Below are 20088 nucleotides of genomic sequence, written 5' to 3'. Positions count from 1 at the left end.
TAAATAGGAAGGCGACTGCGTGCGTGAGATAAGATTTCAAACGACAGGGTGGCGAGCCAGACCCCCGGCACTTGCAAAAAATAGCTGTGGCTGCTTCCTTCCGGACCTGACCAGGTTCACTACCTTGCAATGCGGGGAGGCCCGCCTTTGATCTTGGCCGGACTGCTCACCCAAGAAGCGAGAGTATACCAGCACACTGTTGCTAAACAAAGTGCTTTGCGCGATTCGAGCACGCGATTTCAAATTGACAGTAACGGTAGCGGCTTGGGCTTATTTATTTATCCGTAGCCGGTTTGGATTTGGATTCACGGCCGTTTTCCTGTGCGGTCCGGAACAGATAGCCTGCGATAGCGCCAAGTATGCCGATAGCCGCCGTCAACTGTTCTGAGGTGTCTACGATAAGAACCAGAATAATTGTACCGAAAACAATTAGGATCAGACCTGCCCCGCTGACAATATCATTAGGCTGGGCGTCTTCTTTAAGCTTAATCAGGAAATACAGCACAATACTGAGAGATAGCAGGCACATGACGGATAGAATAATGACATAATAAAATTCATTTGCCACACGTATGTGTCGAATGGAACTAATTGAGTCAGCGGAGTCTAGCGATGGTGCCGACTCCTCGCGTACGATTTTGTCGAATACTTTGTCAAAGGAGAGTGCGTTAAGTTCGGCTGCACCGTTTTGTTCCCTGCTTTCGGTGTCAGAATCCTGGGCGTAAATGCTTGAGCAGAGTAATGCCAAGAAAAAGAATACAATCAGAGGTCTCATGCTTTAGCGCTCAACTTGTTCCAGAATGCCCCTGTAGTAGGCTGCCTTTAAATAATCGCCGGCCTCGATTGCCTGTTCCAGCCTTTTTTCATATTCCCGAATCCATTGGGATTTTTCCTCTGCCTTCATATTATTCAAAATTTGAATTGAGCGCTGCATTTTATCGTTTAGGCGCCGCCTGATATCGTCGGGAGCGGGTTGCTGCTGGATAAGCGACGTTGGTGAATCATCCATATATTTATTCAGCGGAGCGGCAAGCACAGGCGAAATCTGGAGGGCCATAACCATTATTGCGACAAATCCTGATACAATTCCCATAGTATTCTTTTATCCTTCTAATCAGCTGCGTTCATGCATGCGTATCCCGGAATCCAGTACAGTTATCATTACCTGATCTGTAAAAATAGTCAATCTGTAAGATCGGGATGGTAAATTAAGAAAATTTTACATGCACAGTACCAGTACGCCAACGATCAAAGCCAGCGATGCCGTTACATGGATTTTTTGCAGGCGCCGCATGTGGCTGGAATTTCACCAGCCAATCAGATACGACGCCGATCCATTTATGCAGTTATTGAGTGATGCAGGTCTGCAGCATGAACGCCGTATCCTGCAACAGTTCCAAAGCGATCATGTCGTTCAACAGGCAGCATCGTTTGACGATACACGCGCATTGATGGAAGAGGGAGTGCCGGTTATTTATCAGGCGCGGTTAAAGGATTATGAAACAGGTCTGGTAGGCTTTCCTGATTTTTTAATCCGTCATGAAAACGGCTTTTATCAGGCTGCCGATGCTAAACTGACGCAGCGTGAAAATAAAAAAGCGCTTCAGATTCAACTGGGTATGTACCGGCGGTTACTGGGGGGTCAGTTACCCGCTGTCGTTTTTCTTGGGAATGGGCGTACTGCGAGTATTGGCTGCGAGGTTGATATGCTTGTTGATGAATTTATCAGGGACATGCGTCAGTTGCATACTTTGTCGGAGCAGCCGCATGTACGATATAGTCACAGTCGTTGCCGTGTTTGCCCTTATTTTTCGCAGTGTCATACACAATTTGAAGCCAGCCAGGATACTTCTATGCTCCACGGCATGCACGGGCGGACAGCCGAACTTCTGGCGCAAGCAGGAATCAGGACAATTGCACAGCTCGCTGCTCAGGTCCCTGAAAACATTCCTGATGTTCCGCATCTGAGCAGTCTGAAAAAAAAGCAGCGCATTGTCCGGCAGGCACAATCGGTTTTGCACGATGAAATCGTTCAATTAAACGATATCAGTTTACCGGATGGCACCTGGATCCATTTCGATATTGAAGACAACCCAATGGCACGGACGTGCGACAGACATGTTTATTTATGGGGGTTGTTGGCGCCACCTTATAGCCATGACGATTTTGATTATGTATGGACAGATGACGAGACGCAGGATTACACAGGCTGGCAGGCGTTTCTGGAAAAAATCGAACAGTATCGTGCAGAGCATGCTTCACTGGTTATCGCGCATTATTCGAACCATGAAAAAGTCATTATCAGAAAATATGCTGAACGATACAGCATGATCGACGATGGTACTGTACGGTGGCTGCTGGGTCTGCATGGTGAAGCAGGCCCGCTGTTTGATATCCAAAATGCAGTGCTTGACAATCTCGTGCTGCCAGTAGCGGGTTATGGATTAAAAGAAATCTGCAAACATCCGAAACTGGTGAATTTTCAGTGGGAACTTGAGTCATCCGGTTCACAGTGGTCTGTTGTACAGTTCAACCGGTTTCAGAAAACCACTGACGAGTGGACCAGACAACAGCTAAAAACTGAATTGCTGACATATAATCGAGACGATGTAATAGCCACGCGCAAGCTTGAGTTGTGGTTGCGCGGTTTTTCAAATAGAGAAAATGTCCATACAATCAGCCCTCATTGATACGTCTTTATAGTAAACAACTGCTATTTGCCTGTGCGACCTGTTTTTCACAGCAGTTTTCGGGGAGCGGTGCAGATGTAACTTACACAAGCGTTTTCGATGAAAAAGTATTAGAATTTCCCAAGCGAACGGAACAGTGCGTATATCTGTCTGACAATCAATACGGTATCGAATATGGATTTTCTAGTGCTTATTTATTCAATTTTTGGATTCTTTTATGTTCATCAGTGTTCTTGATCTTTTTAAAATTGGGGTAGGTCCTTCCAGTTCCCATACCATGGGGCCGATGGTTGCTGCCAAGGATTTCCGCAATCGTTGCTCGAAGTTTATAGCCAGTAACAGCAGTGATCAGCCCTTTCATGTACGGTGTACGCTAAAAGGTTCGCTGGCATTTACCGGAAAAGGTCATGCAACCGACCGTGCTGTTATTTTGGGTCTAAACGATTACACACCTCCGGAACTGGCCAAAGAAGATGTCAATACGTTGGTAGATGATCTTTCCTCTCGAACAGTAATTGATTTCGAAGGCGAAGATGTCATCTTTTCTCCAGTAGATGATATTGTATTCGACCGTGGAGAACCGCTTCCGGAGCATCCGAACGGAATGATTTTTCAGCTGATGAATGCAGTTGGAAAAACCGTATTGCAGGAAACCTATTTTTCAATTGGTGGCGGTTTTATTACAACATTGGCCGAAATCAGCCAACTGGTTGCGCCGATTAAACTGGAAGTGACAAGTTCCTGTGGCTATCCTTTCGAAAACGCGAACCAGATGATGAAAATGTCGGCTGACAGTAATCTGTCTGTTGCCATGATGAAACGCAGCAATGAACTGGAGCGTTTTGGTGAAGCGGAATTGAATGCCGGCCTGGATGCTATCTGGGAAGCCATGCACACCTGCACACAGAATGGGCTGTCAGCTGATGGCATTCTGCCTGGCGGACTCAAGGTACAAAGGCGCGCCAAGGCTTTGTACCGCCAATTGCAGGAAAAGCCACAACAGGCGAGTCTAAATGACTGGCTGTGTGCCTATGCAATGGCTGTGAATGAAGAAAATGCCGCTGGCCATATGGTCGTCACAGCGCCGACGAATGGCGCTGCAGGTGTTATCCCTGCCGTTCTTTATCACGCGGTAAAGCATGAGGGAGCGACACATGAACAGGTGCGGGATTTTCTACTGGTTGCAGCAGCCGTTGGCGGACTGATCAAGCATAACAGCTCTATTTCGGGTGCTGAAGTAGGGTGTCAGGGAGAAGTGGGGTCAGCTTCAGCGATGGCGGCTGCTGGACTTTGCGCAATTAAAGGTGGTACAACTGAACAAATTGAAAATGCGGCGGAAATTGCACTCGAGCATCATCTGGGAATGACCTGTGATCCGGTAGGTAGCTTGGTCCAGGTACCCTGTATCGAACGCAACGGATTTGGTGCGATCAAAGCATATACTGCTGCATCGCTGGCGATTCGTGGCGACGGTAAGCATTTTATGTCACTGGACAACTGTATTGCAGCGATGAAACAGACCGGGCTGGAAATGTCAGTCAAATTCAAGGAAACATCACTAGGCGGTCTGGCTGTCAGTATTACGGAATGCTAACGTTTAATGACGGGCCGAGGCGGGCGGTATTACTTCTTAGAATGCTGCTTGTTTACCAGGTTGCGAATGCGCCGGACAGCAAAAAATACACCGATAACGACAACCGGAATGGCCATGCCTGTGATCAGTTCTACATTGATCATATAACCGGTTGCTTTGATGGCCTTGAGTCCATAGCCAATCAGACCGAGCAGGTAATAACTTAAAACTACAACTGACAACCCTTCTACAGTTTCCTGCAACCGCAGTTGCAGATGTGCGCGATTATCCATCGATTTAAGCAGATCGCGAATTTGCGCTTCCATGGAAATATCAACACGCGTTCTCAACAGTTCCGAAGCGCGTGCGACATGCAAGGATAAATTCTCCAGTTTCGAATGTACCAGTTCGCAGGTTCCCATCGCTGAAGATAACCGCTGTATCATGAACTCTTGCAACATTTGCAAACCTTCTATGCGCTCCTCGCGTAATTCCCTGATACGCAGTTTGACAATATCATAATATGCGCGGGAGGCGTTAAACCGATGGCTTGTCTGGGCCGAGAGCACTTCGATCTCGGCGGCCAGTGTGGTTAATTCGTCCAGCAGTTGCTGTTCATCATCAATGTTAATGAGTTCGGTGTTTCTTAACATAGCCAGCCGATGATCCGCTTGTGCGAGCTTGGGTATCATGTCCCGGGTCAAAGGCAGCGGCAGCATCGCCAGCATACGATATGTCTCTATCTCAAGCAGTCGCTGGACCAGGCGCCCGACCTGACGACTGCGTAAATTGTCATCATGAATCAATATGCGGCCGAAACCATCTTGATGAATCTGATTATCGCTCCACACACTGGCACTTCCGCCGGCCACTTTGGAACCGATGACGGTATTGGAAGAGAACAGTTGCGCCAGTTCGTTTAAGCTGCGCTTGGGACGCGAACGGTCATCGAGTGCTATATGTGTCGCAACGAGCACCTCTCCCGGCAGGCATGTCAGCCATTTGCGTGGCAACCGCTTGATCGGAGGCTGTTCAAAGGGAATTTCAAATGATCCCGCTTGATAAATTGTGTATGTCGAATATTCTGTGTGACGTTCCCATCTGAGTTGTACATCACCCATTACGACAGTAAATTCATTGGTGTTGCTATTGGGTGGGGTGGTATTGTACTGGTCGCACAATTGGCCAAGCAGCTTGCGTTCCTGACTGATAAATTGCCTGTCTGATAAGAGAACCAGATGCGAAAGTTGTGCGGGAATGGCCAGAAACTCATACGCGATTGCGTTCAACTCATTATGAAGTTCCTTTCTTTGCTGGTACTGAGCAATACCCAGCAGGTCATCGTTGAATCGATGGTTGGCCGTTTGTGATGACAAGGAATCAGCGTTCATAGACGTAGCTTATGAGATAAAAAGACGGAAACTCCATACTATAAACAGAATACCGACTGCTTTGGAAAAAAAACGGTACCGGGGCGGGACGATTTTCTCAGCGAAAACAAGCAGTGTAATGAACACCATACCCAGCAGACTCATTACACCAACTGCAAACATAATCAGCATTTGCGCCCAGCAGCAGCCAAGACATGCACTGCCGTGCTTTATACCCATTTGGAAAGCGCCCATGGTTCCTTCACGCCATTCGGTCAAGACAAACCCCATCGGCGTGCGGCATGACTGTAAAAACTTGTTCTTCTGTGGCGTGAATTGGTAAGCACCTGCCAATAAAAAAAGGATTGCTGCCAACTGGTCATGTTGCATATCCATCATGGGGGTTAGGAAATTCAGACCATGCATCTGCCATTGCAATGCCGACAGGGCTATACTGAATACGAGCCAGACGACAAGATAAGCAAAAACAAACAATAAGGTATGAGTGTAGGCTGTTTGGTAGCGTTGTTCGCAAATTTTTGTGTACACAGCGACCATTGGGATCGCGGTTGGCAGCATCATCGCGATCATCATCACAGCCCACATTGTGTAAACCAGCCAAAAGTCTGTCCACTGCCAGTTGTAAATATCAGCCGAAGGCATCCACATTTCCGACATCGGCAGCGATGTCATCAACCAATGCTGGTAATACAAATATAACCATGCGGCAATAATAACAGTCAACAGGGTTAAGAGAATGGTTGCTTGATTTCTGGACATGATTTGAGCTGAACTACCACACAGAGGATCTGCTGCCGGCCAACAATGGGACCGGCAGTATTGTGTGAGTGATCAGGGTTGATAGGTAAACTGGGAAAAATAGCTGTTACGGTTTGAGAATTTCCAGGACTTGTTAAAATCATGATACGCATAGTTGGATGAGCGTGCGACGACTGCAGGATGACTGGTAACCACACATAAAGGCGGGTTTTCAATTGTCGCTTCGCCGTCCTGAATGCCCTGGATGGATTCGACCGCCATTTCTGCAATACCGGGTATTGTCAGTTCACGCTGATTGCCATGCGCATAATAGTCTATTTTTACCTTTCGGATGCCCCAAATTTCGGTGACGAAGCTCATCAGAACGGCGGGATGGCCGCCATGCTTGCCGCTGTATATTTCAGTAACCGCATTAAACTGCTCATCACTGGCGTGCTCATCTACATAAAGCGCTGCTTGCCAGTTGCCGTCTTTCATGTGCCCGGGAGAGAAACAGGCGAGCGCTACATTCAGGTTGTCCAGCGATTCTCCATTTAAATGGCCGTTATCTATGTGCCATGCCACCAGTAGTTTGCAATTACCTTCCGAAGGTGGCTGCAGCCAAATACATGGGCATGCGGTTTCACAGTTACATGCCTCAAAATAACTGCCTTGCAGTTTCCAATCTGTTAATGTATTCATTGTTAAAGTCCAGTAATGGTTTCTTCAATCAACTCGGTTTAAAAAATTTCTTTGTATGGTCTCAGATCAAGCTCGTGTGTCCATGCGCTGCGTGGCTGTTGATGTATCGCCCAGTAAGTTTGGGCGATTGCGTCGAGTTCAAGCAAGCCGTCGACGCCTTTGGCCTGCACAAATTCAGGAAATTGCTGTCGCGCCCGATCACCGTCGATCACGCCGTCAATAATTGTGTGCACGACATGTATGCCTTGTGGTGAGAATTCCCGTGCAAGTCCCTGTGCCAACGCCCGTAATCCTGCTTTGGCAGTTGCAAATGCCGTGAAAGGGGGTCTGGCTCTGAGCGATGCGGTTGCACCGGTAAAAAATACGGTTCCCTGTTTCTGAGCCTGCATGATAGACATCAATTGTTTGGCGAATAAAAAGGCGCCCAGACAGTTTTGTTGCCATAAATTTGTAAATGTTTCAGTGCTGGTTTCAAGAAAAGGTGCGGGAATATTGCTGTCGACGTTATAAGCCGCGACATGGATCCTGTCGCAACGTGCGCGTATCTGGTCAAACAGCGATTGTACGCTGTTCTCAATTGTCACATCGGCTGCAATCGGGGTTACAGCACCGCCCGATCGCTGAATAGTTGATGCGACTCGATGCAGTCTATCCTCACTGCGACCGAAAATAAAGACATGCAAACCGTTTTTAGCGAAACAGCGCGCTAGCGCAGCGCCCAGGCCTTGTTCAGGTCCGACGCCTGCAACGATGGCTGAACCGGATGACATCATCAGTTATTTTTTTCCGAAGATTAATGAAAAGTTATTGCTCGGCATGTCAATGATTTCTTTCAGTTCCATACCATGAACTGCGGCCGCTTTCTTTAAATCAGCGATATCCTTGAGCCCCCATTCAGTCACACCGGCGGAACTCAGCGTATCGTGGAATTCCTTGTTGGAGTCCGTTGTGAATTTGCCTTCAATCTGGAAGGGGCCGTATATCAGCAGAAAACCGTCGTCCTTCAGCAGATGTGATGCACATTTCATCATGCCGTCTGCAATTGAAATTGGTGCAACCTGAAAAATATTGATACAAAAAATCACAGCAAATGATTTTTCCGGACCGGGATTGAACCAGGTATCGGGGTTGGTCAAATCCAGATGCACAGGGTCGGCGATATTGTTGTTGCCTTGCTGAGTGGCCAGGTTCCTGATATTGTCAAAAACTTCGGTATCCCTGTCGGACGGGTGAAAATGTAAATGTTCGAAATGTGGTGCGAAATAATTGATATGCATGCCGCTGCCGCTGGCCATTTCCAGCACCCGTTCCGGATCTTTAGGTAATTTTTCCTTCAGGACCCCTAATATCGGTTCGCGGTTACGTCCACCCGCCCAGGCAACATATTCACTGAGGGGATGCGGATCTAACGGAGGTATTTCCTGATTCATATGACTTGTCCTTTATTGAGAATTCAGTTGCAAATGCAAAAAAAGCTAGATGCTCCAGAGTTTAAAGCGTATCAGCTTAAGTCGGTATAGCCAATACCCTGTTGATTCCAAATACAGTAATGGTGCGAAAACACTGAATGACGAACATGCCGCTGCTGCGGTAATTTTTCAACGCAACTGTGCTGCCCCTCTGATAATATTATTACTGCTGTAGAAGGCAAATAGCACCTGGTATCACACATACAGCATTTCTGCATTTCTCTGTTGTAAGGCGTGTGTAATTTAGAACACAATCAAATTATGAGGGATTCGAGTAGTTCAATCTAGAAAAAATTAACTAAAATGCTGAAACATCTGCCAAATACATTGTCTTTGTTACGCCTGGCGCTGGCCTTTGTTTTTCCATTTGCGCCAGAACAATATCGCTTGGCTATCGTTGCTTTGGCACTGGCAACTGAATATTTCGATGGTGCCTTGAGCCGCTGGTTTAATCTGCAAACACCTCTCGGTGCGTTGCTGGATCCGATAGCCGATAAATGCTTTGTTTTATCAGTTGCGGTAATCATGTTTCTGGAAACCGACATGACCTGGTGGCAGTTTTTATTATTTGGCGCCCGTGATATTGCTGTATTTTGTGGCGCCTCGTTTATCGCATGGGAAAAAAACTGGCGGGCTTTTTTTAATGTGATTCCCAGAATTCCCGGTAAAATCGCGACTGTATTTCAATTTCTGGTTTTTTTAAGTTTTGTCGGTCTGCATATGATTCCGCAATGGCTGCTGATTTTGACAATTGTCATGAGTGTTGTCTCGGCACTGGATTATATTCAATTGTTTGTCAAAAATAATTTTTATCGTGGTATGAGGAATGCATAGTCGGTTGCAAACACCTGCAAATCGAATTGTTTTACTCGGTGCAAGCAATCTGATTTTTTCGCTTCGCATGATTATCCAATTGATGCAACAGCATTGTGGGTCACCAAGTGAGGTGCTGGTTGCAGCGGGACATGGACGCTCGTACGGACAAAATAGCCTGGTCCTGGTGCGCGAATTACCGGGGATTGTTCAGTGTGGTCTATGGCGGCAGTTGGGTTCAGCAAAGCCGATGCCGGTGTATGCTTTTTTGACGGATGTTGGAAACGATATTCTTTATGGCTATTCACCACACCAGATTCTCGCCTGGGTATCATGGTGTATTCATCAGTTGCATCAAAGTGGTGCGCGTATTGTTATGACGAATTTGCCGATGGCCTCAGTCAGAGCGATGCCGGAACGTCGATTCATGTTATTGCGAAATATTCTGTTTCCAACATGCAGACTTTCCCGTGACCAGATAGTTGAGCGTGCGTCCACGGTATATCAGGGTTTGCATACATTGGCTGAGCGGTATCAGCTGGTTTTGTACGAACCAAAGCCGGAATGGATGAGTATTGATGGTATTCACGTTTCTATATGGAAGCGTCGAACATTTTACCGGCAACTGTTTTGTGGTTGTGCAGACTCAGGACAGTTTTTGCTTGATCAGACGCGTAAGGTTTCTGATCTGGGCAGGCAGGCAAAGGATGAATCATCAAACTGGCAGCGGCGTCCCCGGTTCGCTGTGCGCAGACTGTTTGGAAAAATACAACGTGCTGAACAGCCCAGTGGCAGCCTGGAAGACAATACTACAGTTGCCTTGTATTAATCTGACTGGAATGAATTGTTGCGCTGACTGAATTTCGAAAAAGACAACTGCACGGAGTGTTCCTTGCTGGATATTGGTGGCAGAAAAAGTATCAGTGGGAGTAAGATATACAACTTTTTACCGGTGCCTATGGTAGAACGTGAATATTGAGCTGCTATACTGGACAAGGCGAAAGAGCGGACAAATTACTTGAAAACCGAATCATGCAGGAGGCAGAATTGAATAACGCTCAATTTATTGTGCGCAAGGTAGCAGTGCTGGGTGCAGGTGTCATGGGTGCACAAATTGCAGCCCATATGGTTAATGCCAATATTGAAACCATATTGTTTGAATTACCGGCTGAAGCAGATGATCCTAACGCCAGTGTTGTTAAAGCGGTTGAAAAGCTGAAAAAGCATGAACCGGCGCCGTTGTCGGTGAAAGCCAAAGCCGGGTTTATTCAAGCAGCCAATTATGATCAGCATCTTGAACAGCTTAAAACATGTGATGTCGTAATTGAAGCGATTGCAGAGCGAATGGACTGGAAACAGGCACTTTACGAAAAAGTTGCTCCGTTTCTGGGTGAACAGACAATCTTTGCAAGCAACACATCCGGTCTTTCCATAGATCAGCTGGCGCTGGCATTTCCGGAAGCATTGCGGCATCGTTTTTGTGGTGTTCACTTTTTCAATCCGCCACGGTATATGCATCTGGTTGAATTGATACCCTGTGCGCATAGCGATGCGCTGATGCTCGATAACCTGGAGTCTTTTCTGGTAACTTATCTTGGCAAGGGTGTTATTCGAGCGAAAGATACCCCGAATTTTATTGCCAATCGTATAGGCGTGTTTTCATTACTGGCAACCATGCACCATGGGCAGTCATTCGGACTGGGATTTGATGAGGTGGACGCTCTGACAGGTACACTGATTGGTCGGCCAAAAAGCGCAACTTTCAGAACTGCAGATGTTGTTGGTTTGGATGTACTGGCGCATGTCATTCATACCATGCGTGACACGTTGAAAGACGATGACTGGCATGCTTATTTCGATACACCTGACTGGTTACGCGGACTGATTGATGAGGGCGCGTTCGGGCAAAAAACCAAACGGGGAGTGTATCAGAAGGTTGGCAAAGAAATTCAGGTGTTAAATTTGGCTGATAATTCATACCGTGTTTCCCGCGGTGAAGCCAATGATGAGCTTAAACAACAGCTTAAATACAGCAAGCCCGCAGATAAAATTGCTGTGATGCGTAACAGCCAACATATGCACGGCCAGTTCCTGTGGGCTGTTCACCGTGACTTATTTCATTACTGTGCTGTTCAACTGGAGCATATCGCCGATAATGCACGTGATTTGGATCTGGCTTTACGATGGGGTTTTGGCTGGGAACATGGTCCTTTTGAAATCTGGCAAAATTCCGGTTGGAAACGGGTAGCTGATTGGATCAATGAGGATATCGCAGCGGGTAAATGTATGCGTGATACACCGTTGCCTTCCTGGGTTACGAAAATCAGTGAACAGGAAGTGGCGGCTGTGCATACACCCCATGGTTCCTTCGCACCCGCGTCAGGCTTATTGCATAAACGTTCGGCACTGCCCGTTTACCGGCGGCAATTATATCCCGATCTGCTGATCGGTGAAGATGCCACCTATGGTGAAACCATTTTCGAAACCGATGCGGTCAGAATGTGGCATACAGGTGATAAGACAGCCATACTCAGCTTCAAGAGCAAAATGCATACCATAGGCAAGGATGTGCTAAACGGAATTCAGGATGGACTCGAAGAGGCCGAGAAAAACTGGAAGGCCCTGGTGATCTGGCAGACGGAGCCGCCTTTTTCCGTAGGTGCTAATTTAAAACAGGCAACTGAACGCCCGAAACCGCCTCAAGTTGAAAAACGTGAGCCGGCGCCGCCATCCGTATTTGAAAAGTTTTTCAAACAGTTTAAAAAATCAGCACAGGCGACTGTCCTGAAGGCTGCCCGAGAGCTGGATATGGCGGATGCGCTGATGGCAAGGAAGCTGGCTGAAGTGGAGGTCATGATTGCCCAGTTTCAGCAGATATCGCAGGCACTGCGATATTCTATGATTCCAACTGTAGCAGCTGTGGACGGCATGGCACTGGGGGGTGGGTGTGAATTTATCATGCATTGTGACCATACTGTCGCTACTATGGAGACCTATATCGGCCTGGTAGAGGCGGGTGTCGGCTTGCTGCCCGCTGGCGGTGGTTGTAAGGAACTGGCGTTCAGAGCCGCACAAACCGCAGTGGAGAATGATCCGTTTCCGCAATTAAAAAAATATTATCAAACAGTAGCAATGGCAGAGTTGGCAAAAAGCGCGGAACAGGCTAAGGAATTCGGTTTTTTACGTCCGGCCGACACCATTATTATGAATCGTTTTGAATTGCTGCACGCTGCTAAATTACAGGCATTGGCCCTTGCTGAATCGGGCTATCGTCCACCGCTAAGACAACGGGCAATACCTGTAGCCGGAAATACCGGTGCTGCAACGATTGAGAGCATGCTTGTCAATATGCATGAAGGTGGTTTCATTTCCGATCATGATTTCCTGATCGGAAAAAAAATAGCATTTGTCATGTGTGGCGGCGATCTGACACCGGGAAGCCTGGTTGATGAAGAATGGTTTCTCGAGCTTGAACGCGCTGCCTTCATGGAACTACTTGCGACGGAGAAAACGCAGGCTCGAATTGAACATACATTAAGAACAGGCAAACCACTCAGAAACTGAACGATAATTCATATCGAGTGCAATTGTAACAGGCGAGTGGTACCTGTAATCCAAGGAGAATCTGATGGTCAAGCAAATACAAGACGCTTATATCGTGGCTGCAGTACGCACGCCAGTCGGTAAGGCGCCGCGTGGCATGTTTAAGCATGTACGCCCTGACGACATGCTGGTTCATGTGTTGAAATCCGTGATGGAGTTGTGCGAAGGGGTTGATCCGGCTGCAGTTGACGATGTGATTGCCGGTTGCGCCATGCCCGAAGCAGAGCAGGGAATTAATGTGGCGCGTGTAGCTTTGCTGCTGGCGGGTTTACCCAATAGCGTACCGGGTATGACCGTAAACCGGTTCTGCGCGTCAGGCTTGCAGTCGGTTGCTATTGCTGCCGATCGTATCCGCCTGGGCGAAGCCGATATTATTATTGCAGGCGGGACGGAAAGTATGAGCATGGTACCGATGATGGGAAACAAAGTGTCGATGAATCCGGCGATGTTCAAACATGATGAAAATGTTGCTATTGCTTTCGGTATGGGCATGACAGCTGAAAAAGTAGCCGAACAGTGGAAAGTGGATCGTGAGGCACAGGACGAGTTCGCACTGACAAGCCATCAGCGTGCTCAAGCAGCAATTGAAAGTGGCGAATTCAGACAGGAAATTGTGCCATATACCATTGATGAGAAATATCCTGACCTGAAAACACATCAGGTGCGTGAAGTAAGCGTGGCCAGGGATACTGACGAGGGGCCACGAGCGGATACAAGCCTGGCAGTGCTCGCAAAACTTAAACCCGTGTTTGCGGCGCATGGTTCGGTAACGGCGGGTAACAGTTCACAAATGTCTGACGGTGCCGGTGCGGTCATGTTGATGAGCGAGTCTGCCATGCGGCGTTTTAACCTTTCTCCGTTGGGAAAGTTTGTCGGTTATTCAGTTGCCGGTGTCCCGCCGGAAATTATGGGCGTCGGGCCTATCAAAGCGATTCCGAAGGTATTAGAGCAAACTGGTGTCAAGTCAGATGATCTTGACTGGATTGAATTAAATGAGGCTTTTGCCGCACAAAGCCTGGCAGTTATTCGTGAACTTGGATTAGACCGTGAGAAAGTCAATCCGTTGGGCGGTGCGATTGCACTGGGGCATCCTTTGGGGGCAACTGGTTCTATCCGTGTAGCCACACTTTTGCACGGTCTGCGCCGGCACAAAATGAAATACGGTATGGTGACCATGTGTATTGGCAGTGGTATGGGAGCAGCGGGTATATTTGAAGCACTATAACCTGTAATACAACACAGCGCCTGGAAATATCGGGTGTAAAAAATTTTCCGCAGTCATCGGGAAGCGTTTAACGTATCTTGATGATATTTCAGGTGCTCAGCTATAAAGGTGCTGATGAAATAGTAGCTGTGATCGTAACCGGGATGATAACGCAGCGTCAGTTTCTGGCCGGTATTTTGACACACTTTTTCTAATTGGCCCGGGCATAATTGTTCGGTTAGAAATGGGTCCTCCAGGCCCTGATCTATCAAAATGTTGGCGATTCGATTGCCGTCTTCTATCAAAGCAGTTGCATCATGGTTCCGCCAGATTTCCTGGCTGTCGCCCAAATAGTGTGTGAAGGCTTTCTGTCCCCATGGGCACTGAATCGGTGCGGAGACAGGTGCGAAAGCAGAAACAGAGCGGAATTTTTCTGGATAACGTAACCCCAGCGTCAGGGCACCATGACCGCCCATCGAATGACCTGATATGCCAATTCGATTCGGGTCCGCAGAAAATTCATTAATGATGATTTCGTACAGCTCATGTACGATATAACTCTCCATCAAATAGTGTTTTGACCAGGGTTTCGCGGTTGCATCTAGGTAAAAACCAGCGCCTGATCCAAAATCCCAAGTCTCATTTTCGCCTGGAATACCGGTTTCTCGGGGGCTGGTATCCATAGTGACAAGCGTAAGGCCGAGCTTCGCCGCATACTGTTGGGCGCCTGCTTTGATCATGAAAGTTTCATCAGTGCAGGTAAGGCCGGCAAGAAAGAATATTGCTGGATTAGGCTGATGATTCGTGTGAGGGGGTTGATAGACTGAAAAACGCATCGGTAGACCGATGGTTGATGAATCATGCTGATAGAAGCCTTGAGCCCCTTCAAAACAGCGATGTTGGTTGCGTATTTCCAGTGATTGTCTCATCAGTAAACAACAACCGAGCGTATGGATTTTCCGGCTTTCATCAACTGAAAGCCTTCATTTATATCCTCCAGCTTCAGGGTATGCGTGATTAATGTATCAATATTGATTTTGCCTTCCATATACCAATCAACTATTTTAGGAACATCTGTGCGACCGCGCGCTCCACCGAAAGCGGTGCCCTCCCATTTGCGGCCGGTTACCAGTTGAAATGGACGCGTGCTGATCTCCGCGCCAGCTTCAGCCACGCCAACAATAATGCTGCGTCCCCACCCTTTATGGGTGCATTCCAGCGCCTGGCGCATGACCTTTGTATTGCCGATGCATTCGAAGCTGTAATCTGCGCCTCCGTCTGTGAGTTGTACAACAGCGTCAACAATATCAGCTTCATTATTGGGATTCAGGAAATGTGTCATACCAAAATCGCGTGCCATAGCCTCCCGCTCCGGATTGATGTCTATGCCAATGATTTTATCAGCGCCAACCATTTTGGCCCCTTGTATGACATTCAGGCCGATACCGCCTAAACCAAAAACTGCGATATGACTGCCTGCTTCTACCTTTGCTGTAAACAGCACTGCTCCGATGCCGGTTGTAACGCCGCATCCGATATAACAGACTTTATCGAATGGAGCGTCAGGGCGTATTTTGGCCAATGCGATCTCGGGTACAACTGTAAAATTTGAAAATGTTGAAGTGCCCATATAATGAAACAACGGTTTGTTGTTGAGCGAAAAGCGTGATGTGGAATCGGGCATTAAACCTTGACCTTGTGTGCTTCGAATCGCCTGACAGAGATTGGTCTTTTGTGATAAACAGAATTTGCATTCGCGGCATTCCGGCGTATACAGCGGGATTACATGGTCACCGGGTTGTAAGGACTTGACGTCTTTGCCAACATCAACAACTATTCCGGCGCCTTCATGTCCAAGAACCGCAGGAAACAAACCTTCCGGATCGGCACCTGATAGTGTGTAGTAATCGGTGTGGCAGATGCCAGTGGCTTTGATTTCCACTAGTACTTCACCTGTTTTGGGTCCATCCAGATCAATGTGCTCGATAGTAAGAGGTTGTTTTGCCTGCCAGGCTACGGCTGCTCTAGTTTTCATCAAATTTTTCCTGTTTGCTGTGCTTTTATAAATAAATGCATGCCACTTTCTCAATTCCAAATCAATTTTATCGTGTCTGATTTCCATTTGTACACTGACTTGTTATCTTTATGTGTGGTTTAGTCAATTATATTTTTCAGAAAACACGCTGCGCATATTTAAACGCCGATCATCTAGAAGAAATAAATGCTTTTGGTTGTAGTCTGCATTGTGGTTTAGGTATTTTGGTACTGTAGTCCAATTGTTTTATTGATATGCACTGACTATGATCAACAAGAACCTGTTCAAAACAATAGATAATGATATGTGTATTTTATTGCAATGGGTGTATTGAACGGGGATATTTTGACTGGGACCGGACAGTGCATATTTTTGAGTTTTTTTTGCACATGATAAATTATGCGGTTTATTTCGGCTTTATTCTTGCTTAAGAAACTTAGTGTATCGATTAGTATCTGATACTATGGCATTATGTTATAAATGGTTTTCTTTGGCTTTTCTTGGTTAAATGTATAAGAGGAAACTTCTGTGAAAAAAATCTCCATGAGCACAGGTGGCCTGTTGCGCTCTCTTTTTTGTTGTTCTGTTGTTCTGCTTCTGTTTGGTTGTTCTACATATCCTCTGTTAAGTGATTCAGAAAATGAGATTGTATCCCGGGATTATTTGATAGGACCTGGCGATAATGTGGATATTATTGTGTGGCGTAATCCGGAAATTTCTATGTCGGTTCCGGTAAGACCTGATGGAAAAATCACAACACCACTGGTTGAAGATTTGCCCGCTAGCGGAAAAACATCTACGCAGCTTGCACGCGACATTGAGGAAACATTATCCAAATATATTCAAGAACCGGTAGTTACAGTCGTTGTGACCCAATTTGTAGGCCCCTACAGTGAACAAATCAGGGTAATAGGAGAGGCGACAGAACCTCAGGCGCTACCTTATCGGGAAAATATGACGTTGATGGATGTCATGATTGCAGTCGGCGGTATGACAGATTTTGCTGCAGGAAACAGGGCAAGGGTAATTCGCAGTATTAATGGTGAGCAAAAGCAGTTTCGTGTTCGGTTAGATGATCTCATAAGAGACGGTGATGTTTCTGCCAATGTTCCCATGCTGCAAGGTGACGTACTGGTGATACCAGAAAGTTTCTTTTAGTTCTTATCATTTGGACATTACGGAAAAATGTGCTGTTAGGAGTGTTGGTTGGGAAATATGGTTAAAACAATGTTACATAGTTTGCGTCTGGAACAATTTGTCTAAGATGTTTTGTTCGATTTCAGTATTGGCCCATAAGCAACCGCGATTTAAAGAGAGTATTCTTCATGGATGAGTTAATAACTCGATTGTATGTCAGTATCAAAGGAATTTGGAAATATCGTTTCTTGGCAGTCATTGTCGCATGGATGATTGCAATTGCGGGTTGGGTTTTCGTGCTTAAATTACCGGATAATTTTGAGGCGTCCGCGAGAATTTATGTTGACACACAAAACATTATCAGGCCGTTGATGGAAGGTATTACCGTCTCAACGAACGTGCAGCAACAGATATCCATAATGGGGCGCACATTAATCAGTCGCCCAAATGTTGAGAGAGTGATACGTATGGTTGATCTCGACGTGCAGATTACGAACGAGAAGGAAAAGGAACAACTGATAGCCGGCCTTATGCAGGAGATCAAGTTGGGAGCAGCTGCCGGCGATAACATTTTTACAATCACCTATAACAATAAAGATCCTGTATTGGCCAGAGATATAGTGCAATCGTTATTGACAATTTTTGTCGAGGAAGGTCTTGATGGTAAAAAAGATGATTCTTCGTCTGCACTGAGATTTATTGATCAGCAAATAGCGGCCTATGAAGAAAAATTAATAGCCGCAGAAAATGCCTTGACAGAGTTCAAGCAAAAGAATCTGGGACTGTTACCAGGGCAGGGCGGTGACTATTATGCGCAATTGCTAAAAGCCGAGGAAGACATGAGACAGGCTCAATTGGCGTTAAAGGAAGCTGAAAAAGGCCGTGATGCCATCAGGAAGCAAATCAGTGGTGATGAACCGGTCTTGGTCTTGGAACCATTCGTCGTTGAGAACGAAACTATTGTTAATCCGGAAATTGATGCACGCATACACAGCCTGAATGAGAAACTGGACACACTGCGACTCAACTATACCGAATTGCACCCGGACATCGTTTCTACCAAAAGACTTATTGAGCAGCTCGAAGAACAAAAAAAAGAGGAAGCCAAGCATAATTTTTCCGGTGCCAAAGATCCCGGCAGAAACTATAGTCCAATGTTGCAGCAATTGAATATTGCCCTGGCAGATGCAGAAGCCATAGTCGCTTCAATGGCTGCACGGGTTGAAGAATATACCGCCCGGTATGAGCGATTAAAATCGCTAAGTGCCGCTATTCCACGAGTGGAGGCGGAGTTTACCCAGCTCAACCGTGACTACACTGTCAATAAGACGAATTATGAGCAATTGCTGGAACGTCGTGTTTCAGCAAGAATGTCAGGAGAACTGACATCGGCTTCAGGGCTTTTATCATTCAGGATTATCGATCCACCGCAGGTTCCCGAGATTCCGGTTGGCCCAAACCATAGAATTATGTTCTCTATGGCATTTTTTGCTGCGTTGCTGGCGGGTGTTGCTGTTGCATTTGTTATCAGTCAGGTCAGGCCTTCATTTTACAGTCAGAGTAACCTGCGAGAAGTAACAGGGCTCCCTGTTTTAGGGTCCGTGCCAATGATATGGACGTCTCAGCAAAAGGCCAAGCGAAAGCGGAGGCTTTTTATTTTTGGAATAGCTATTTTATTGCTAACGGTAATTTATGCGCTGTTGATGCTGTATTTCAGAAAACTGGGCGGAATAGTGAATATGTTACCTTTTTAAAAATAACGCCGGTTTAACAAGAAATAATTCGAGATTTGTTCCGATTTCATCAAGGACTAACATGAGTATCATCGAGAGAGTAATTAGTAAACTGGAGAAGGAAGTTGGCAATAAGGCGGCAAAGGCTTCCGGTCGTTCTAAGTCAAGGATAAAGTCTGATAAAGAACAAAATCCGGTTGCGGTACCCGAGTTTGATCGCAAGCCGGATAATGGGGTGGTTTTGAATGCACACCTAACCGATCCTGCCAGTACAAATTATATCGATATTGATCTTGACCGGCTTAACCAATTGGGAATTGTGACGCCGATACAAGGAAAAACACAAATAGCCGAGCAATTCAGAATTATCAAAAGACCTTTGTTAACAAAAGCGTTTGCCAAAAAAAATAACAATCTGATCATGATTTCCAGCGCACTGCAAGGGGAAGGAAAGAGTTTCTGTTCAGTGAATCTGGCAATGAGCATAGCTTCCGAGATGGACCACAGGGTTTTGCTCATCGACACGGATGTTGCCAGGCCTTCTATACCCAATCTCCTGGGCTTCAAGACTCAAGCAGGGTTGATGGATATCCTACTGGGTGAAACAAATGATGTTTCCGATGTTTTGATAAAAACCAACGTGGAAAAGCTGAGCCTGATTACTGTTGGAACCGCGCATTCACACGCGACGGAATTGCTTGCTAGCCAAACGATGGCCTTGCTGCTTGAGGAACTCGCCCAGCGCTATAATGACAGGATAGTGATCTTTGATGCGCCGCCAATTTTGCTGACAAGCGAAGCGCGTGTGCTGGCTGAACGTATGGGGCAGATTGTCTTGGTAGTTGAAGCTGAACGCACAACGCAACAGGCGGTGAATCACGTGATCAGTCAATTTAATTCCCGGGCTAACGATCATTTCGGTAGACGCCACCCCTGATCATGAAAGAAACTTGAGAGGAAGGTGGCAGGAAGAGGTCGCACATTTTTTTGGTGACTTGAT

Annotated in this window: 18 protein-coding genes and 1 other RNA gene; 9 read left to right on the top strand and 10 right to left on the bottom strand. The window is 46.6% G+C overall.

What is annotated here, in order from left to right; genetic code table 11:
* Positions 1–47: 47 nt before the first annotated feature.
* From ffs to BMY62_RS03390, 3 genes are all read right to left on the bottom strand, one after another.
* An RNA gene (gene ffs, locus BMY62_RS03400) (signal recognition particle sRNA small type) lies at positions 48–146 on the bottom strand.
* Positions 147–274: 128 nt separating this feature from the next.
* Positions 275–775: a hypothetical protein gene (locus BMY62_RS03395; protein WP_090656649.1), complete on the bottom strand. Its 501-nt coding sequence runs from the start codon at positions 773–775 to the stop codon at positions 275–277.
* A gap of 3 nt (positions 776–778) precedes the next feature.
* The gene (locus tag BMY62_RS03390; protein WP_090656646.1) at positions 779–1093 is read right to left on the bottom strand and encodes a UvrB/UvrC motif-containing protein; all 315 of its coding nucleotides are present in this window, start codon (positions 1091–1093) and stop codon (positions 779–781) included.
* A 130-nt stretch (positions 1094–1223) separates the two neighbouring features.
* On the opposite strand from BMY62_RS03390, the gene BMY62_RS03385 reads away from it, so the two are divergent.
* Both BMY62_RS03385 and BMY62_RS03380 read left to right on the top strand, forming a co-directional pair.
* The gene (locus BMY62_RS03385) at positions 1224–2690 is read left to right on the top strand and encodes a TM0106 family RecB-like putative nuclease (protein ID WP_090656644.1); all 1467 of its coding nucleotides are present in this window, start codon (positions 1224–1226) and stop codon (positions 2688–2690) included.
* Positions 2691–2907: 217 nt separating this feature from the next.
* Positions 2908–4284, top strand: a complete 1377-nt coding sequence (locus tag BMY62_RS03380) for an L-serine ammonia-lyase (protein ID WP_090656641.1) — start codon at positions 2908–2910, stop codon at positions 4282–4284.
* Positions 4285–4313: 29 nt separating this feature from the next.
* On the opposite strand, the gene BMY62_RS03375 is transcribed toward BMY62_RS03380, so the two are convergent.
* The 5 genes from BMY62_RS03375 to BMY62_RS03355 all read right to left on the bottom strand — a co-directional run bounded on the left by BMY62_RS03375 (position 4314) and on the right by BMY62_RS03355 (position 8524).
* A complete protein-coding gene (locus BMY62_RS03375) occupies positions 4314–5654 on the bottom strand; it encodes a DUF3422 family protein (protein WP_090656638.1) in 1341 nt (446 codons plus the stop codon).
* A gap of 9 nt (positions 5655–5663) precedes the next feature.
* Positions 5664–6413 carry a DUF2182 domain-containing protein gene (locus BMY62_RS03370; RefSeq protein WP_090656635.1) on the bottom strand — a complete coding sequence of 250 codons (750 nt, stop codon included), beginning with the start codon at positions 6411–6413 and terminating at the stop codon, positions 5664–5666.
* A 72-nt stretch (positions 6414–6485) separates the two neighbouring features.
* Positions 6486–7094 (bottom strand): DUF1326 domain-containing protein, encoded by a 609-nt coding sequence (locus BMY62_RS03365; RefSeq protein ID WP_090656632.1) that lies wholly within the window; start codon positions 7092–7094, stop codon positions 6486–6488.
* Between the two features lie 38 nt (positions 7095–7132).
* Positions 7133–7864 carry an SDR family NAD(P)-dependent oxidoreductase gene (locus BMY62_RS03360; RefSeq protein WP_090656877.1) on the bottom strand — a complete coding sequence of 244 codons (732 nt, stop codon included), beginning with the start codon at positions 7862–7864 and terminating at the stop codon, positions 7133–7135.
* Between the two features lie 6 nt (positions 7865–7870).
* The gene (locus BMY62_RS03355; RefSeq protein WP_090656629.1) at positions 7871–8524 is read right to left on the bottom strand and encodes a DUF938 domain-containing protein; all 654 of its coding nucleotides are present in this window, start codon (positions 8522–8524) and stop codon (positions 7871–7873) included.
* A 342-nt stretch (positions 8525–8866) separates the two neighbouring features.
* Between BMY62_RS03355 and BMY62_RS03350 the strand changes: the two genes are divergently transcribed.
* The 4 genes from BMY62_RS03350 to BMY62_RS03335 all read left to right on the top strand — a co-directional run bounded on the left by BMY62_RS03350 (position 8867) and on the right by BMY62_RS03335 (position 14204).
* Complete coding sequence (locus BMY62_RS03350; protein WP_090656626.1) at positions 8867–9397, top strand: CDP-alcohol phosphatidyltransferase family protein; 531 nt, start codon at positions 8867–8869, stop codon at positions 9395–9397.
* Positions 9390–10205, top strand: a complete 816-nt coding sequence (locus BMY62_RS03345) for a hypothetical protein (protein ID WP_090656623.1) — start codon at positions 9390–9392, stop codon at positions 10203–10205. The genes BMY62_RS03350 and BMY62_RS03345 overlap by 8 nt, the downstream gene beginning before the upstream one ends.
* Before the next feature lie 146 nt (positions 10206–10351).
* Positions 10352–12940, top strand: a complete 2589-nt coding sequence (locus BMY62_RS03340) for a 3-hydroxyacyl-CoA dehydrogenase/enoyl-CoA hydratase family protein (protein WP_442753236.1) — start codon at positions 10352–10354, stop codon at positions 12938–12940.
* A 64-nt stretch (positions 12941–13004) separates the two neighbouring features.
* A complete protein-coding gene (locus BMY62_RS03335) occupies positions 13005–14204 on the top strand; it encodes an acetyl-CoA C-acyltransferase (protein WP_090656620.1) in 1200 nt (399 codons plus the stop codon).
* A 53-nt stretch (positions 14205–14257) separates the two neighbouring features.
* Here the strand turns inward: BMY62_RS03335 and fghA are convergent, their stop codons facing one another.
* The gene (gene fghA, locus BMY62_RS03330; protein ID WP_090656617.1) at positions 14258–15112 is read right to left on the bottom strand and encodes an S-formylglutathione hydrolase; all 855 of its coding nucleotides are present in this window, start codon (positions 15110–15112) and stop codon (positions 14258–14260) included.
* Positions 15112–16218: an S-(hydroxymethyl)glutathione dehydrogenase/class III alcohol dehydrogenase gene (locus BMY62_RS03325; protein ID WP_090656874.1), complete on the bottom strand. Its 1107-nt coding sequence runs from the start codon at positions 16216–16218 to the stop codon at positions 15112–15114. The genes fghA and BMY62_RS03325 overlap by 1 nt, the downstream gene beginning before the upstream one ends.
* A 543-nt stretch (positions 16219–16761) precedes the next feature.
* Here BMY62_RS03325 and BMY62_RS03320 point away from each other — a divergent pair.
* From BMY62_RS03320 to BMY62_RS03310, 3 genes are all read left to right on the top strand, one after another.
* A complete protein-coding gene (locus BMY62_RS03320) occupies positions 16762–17376 on the top strand; it encodes an XrtA/PEP-CTERM system exopolysaccharide export protein (RefSeq protein WP_090656614.1) in 615 nt (204 codons plus the stop codon).
* Between the two features lie 167 nt (positions 17377–17543).
* Entirely contained in the window at positions 17544–19109 is a 1566-nt protein-coding gene (locus tag BMY62_RS03315; RefSeq protein ID WP_090656611.1) for an XrtA system polysaccharide chain length determinant, read from the top strand.
* Positions 19110–19170: 61 nt separating this feature from the next.
* Positions 19171–20025 carry an XrtA-associated tyrosine autokinase gene (locus BMY62_RS03310; protein ID WP_090656608.1) on the top strand — a complete coding sequence of 285 codons (855 nt, stop codon included), beginning with the start codon at positions 19171–19173 and terminating at the stop codon, positions 20023–20025.
* The last annotated feature ends 63 nt before the right edge of the window (positions 20026–20088 follow it).

It is taken from the genome of Nitrosomonas marina (assembly GCF_900111605.1).
In the GTDB taxonomy this organism is placed as follows: domain Bacteria; phylum Pseudomonadota; class Gammaproteobacteria; order Burkholderiales; family Nitrosomonadaceae; genus Nitrosomonas; species Nitrosomonas marina_A.
The sequence above is the reverse complement of the archived record's forward strand: the minus strand, read 5'-3'. Positions and strand labels throughout refer to the sequence as shown.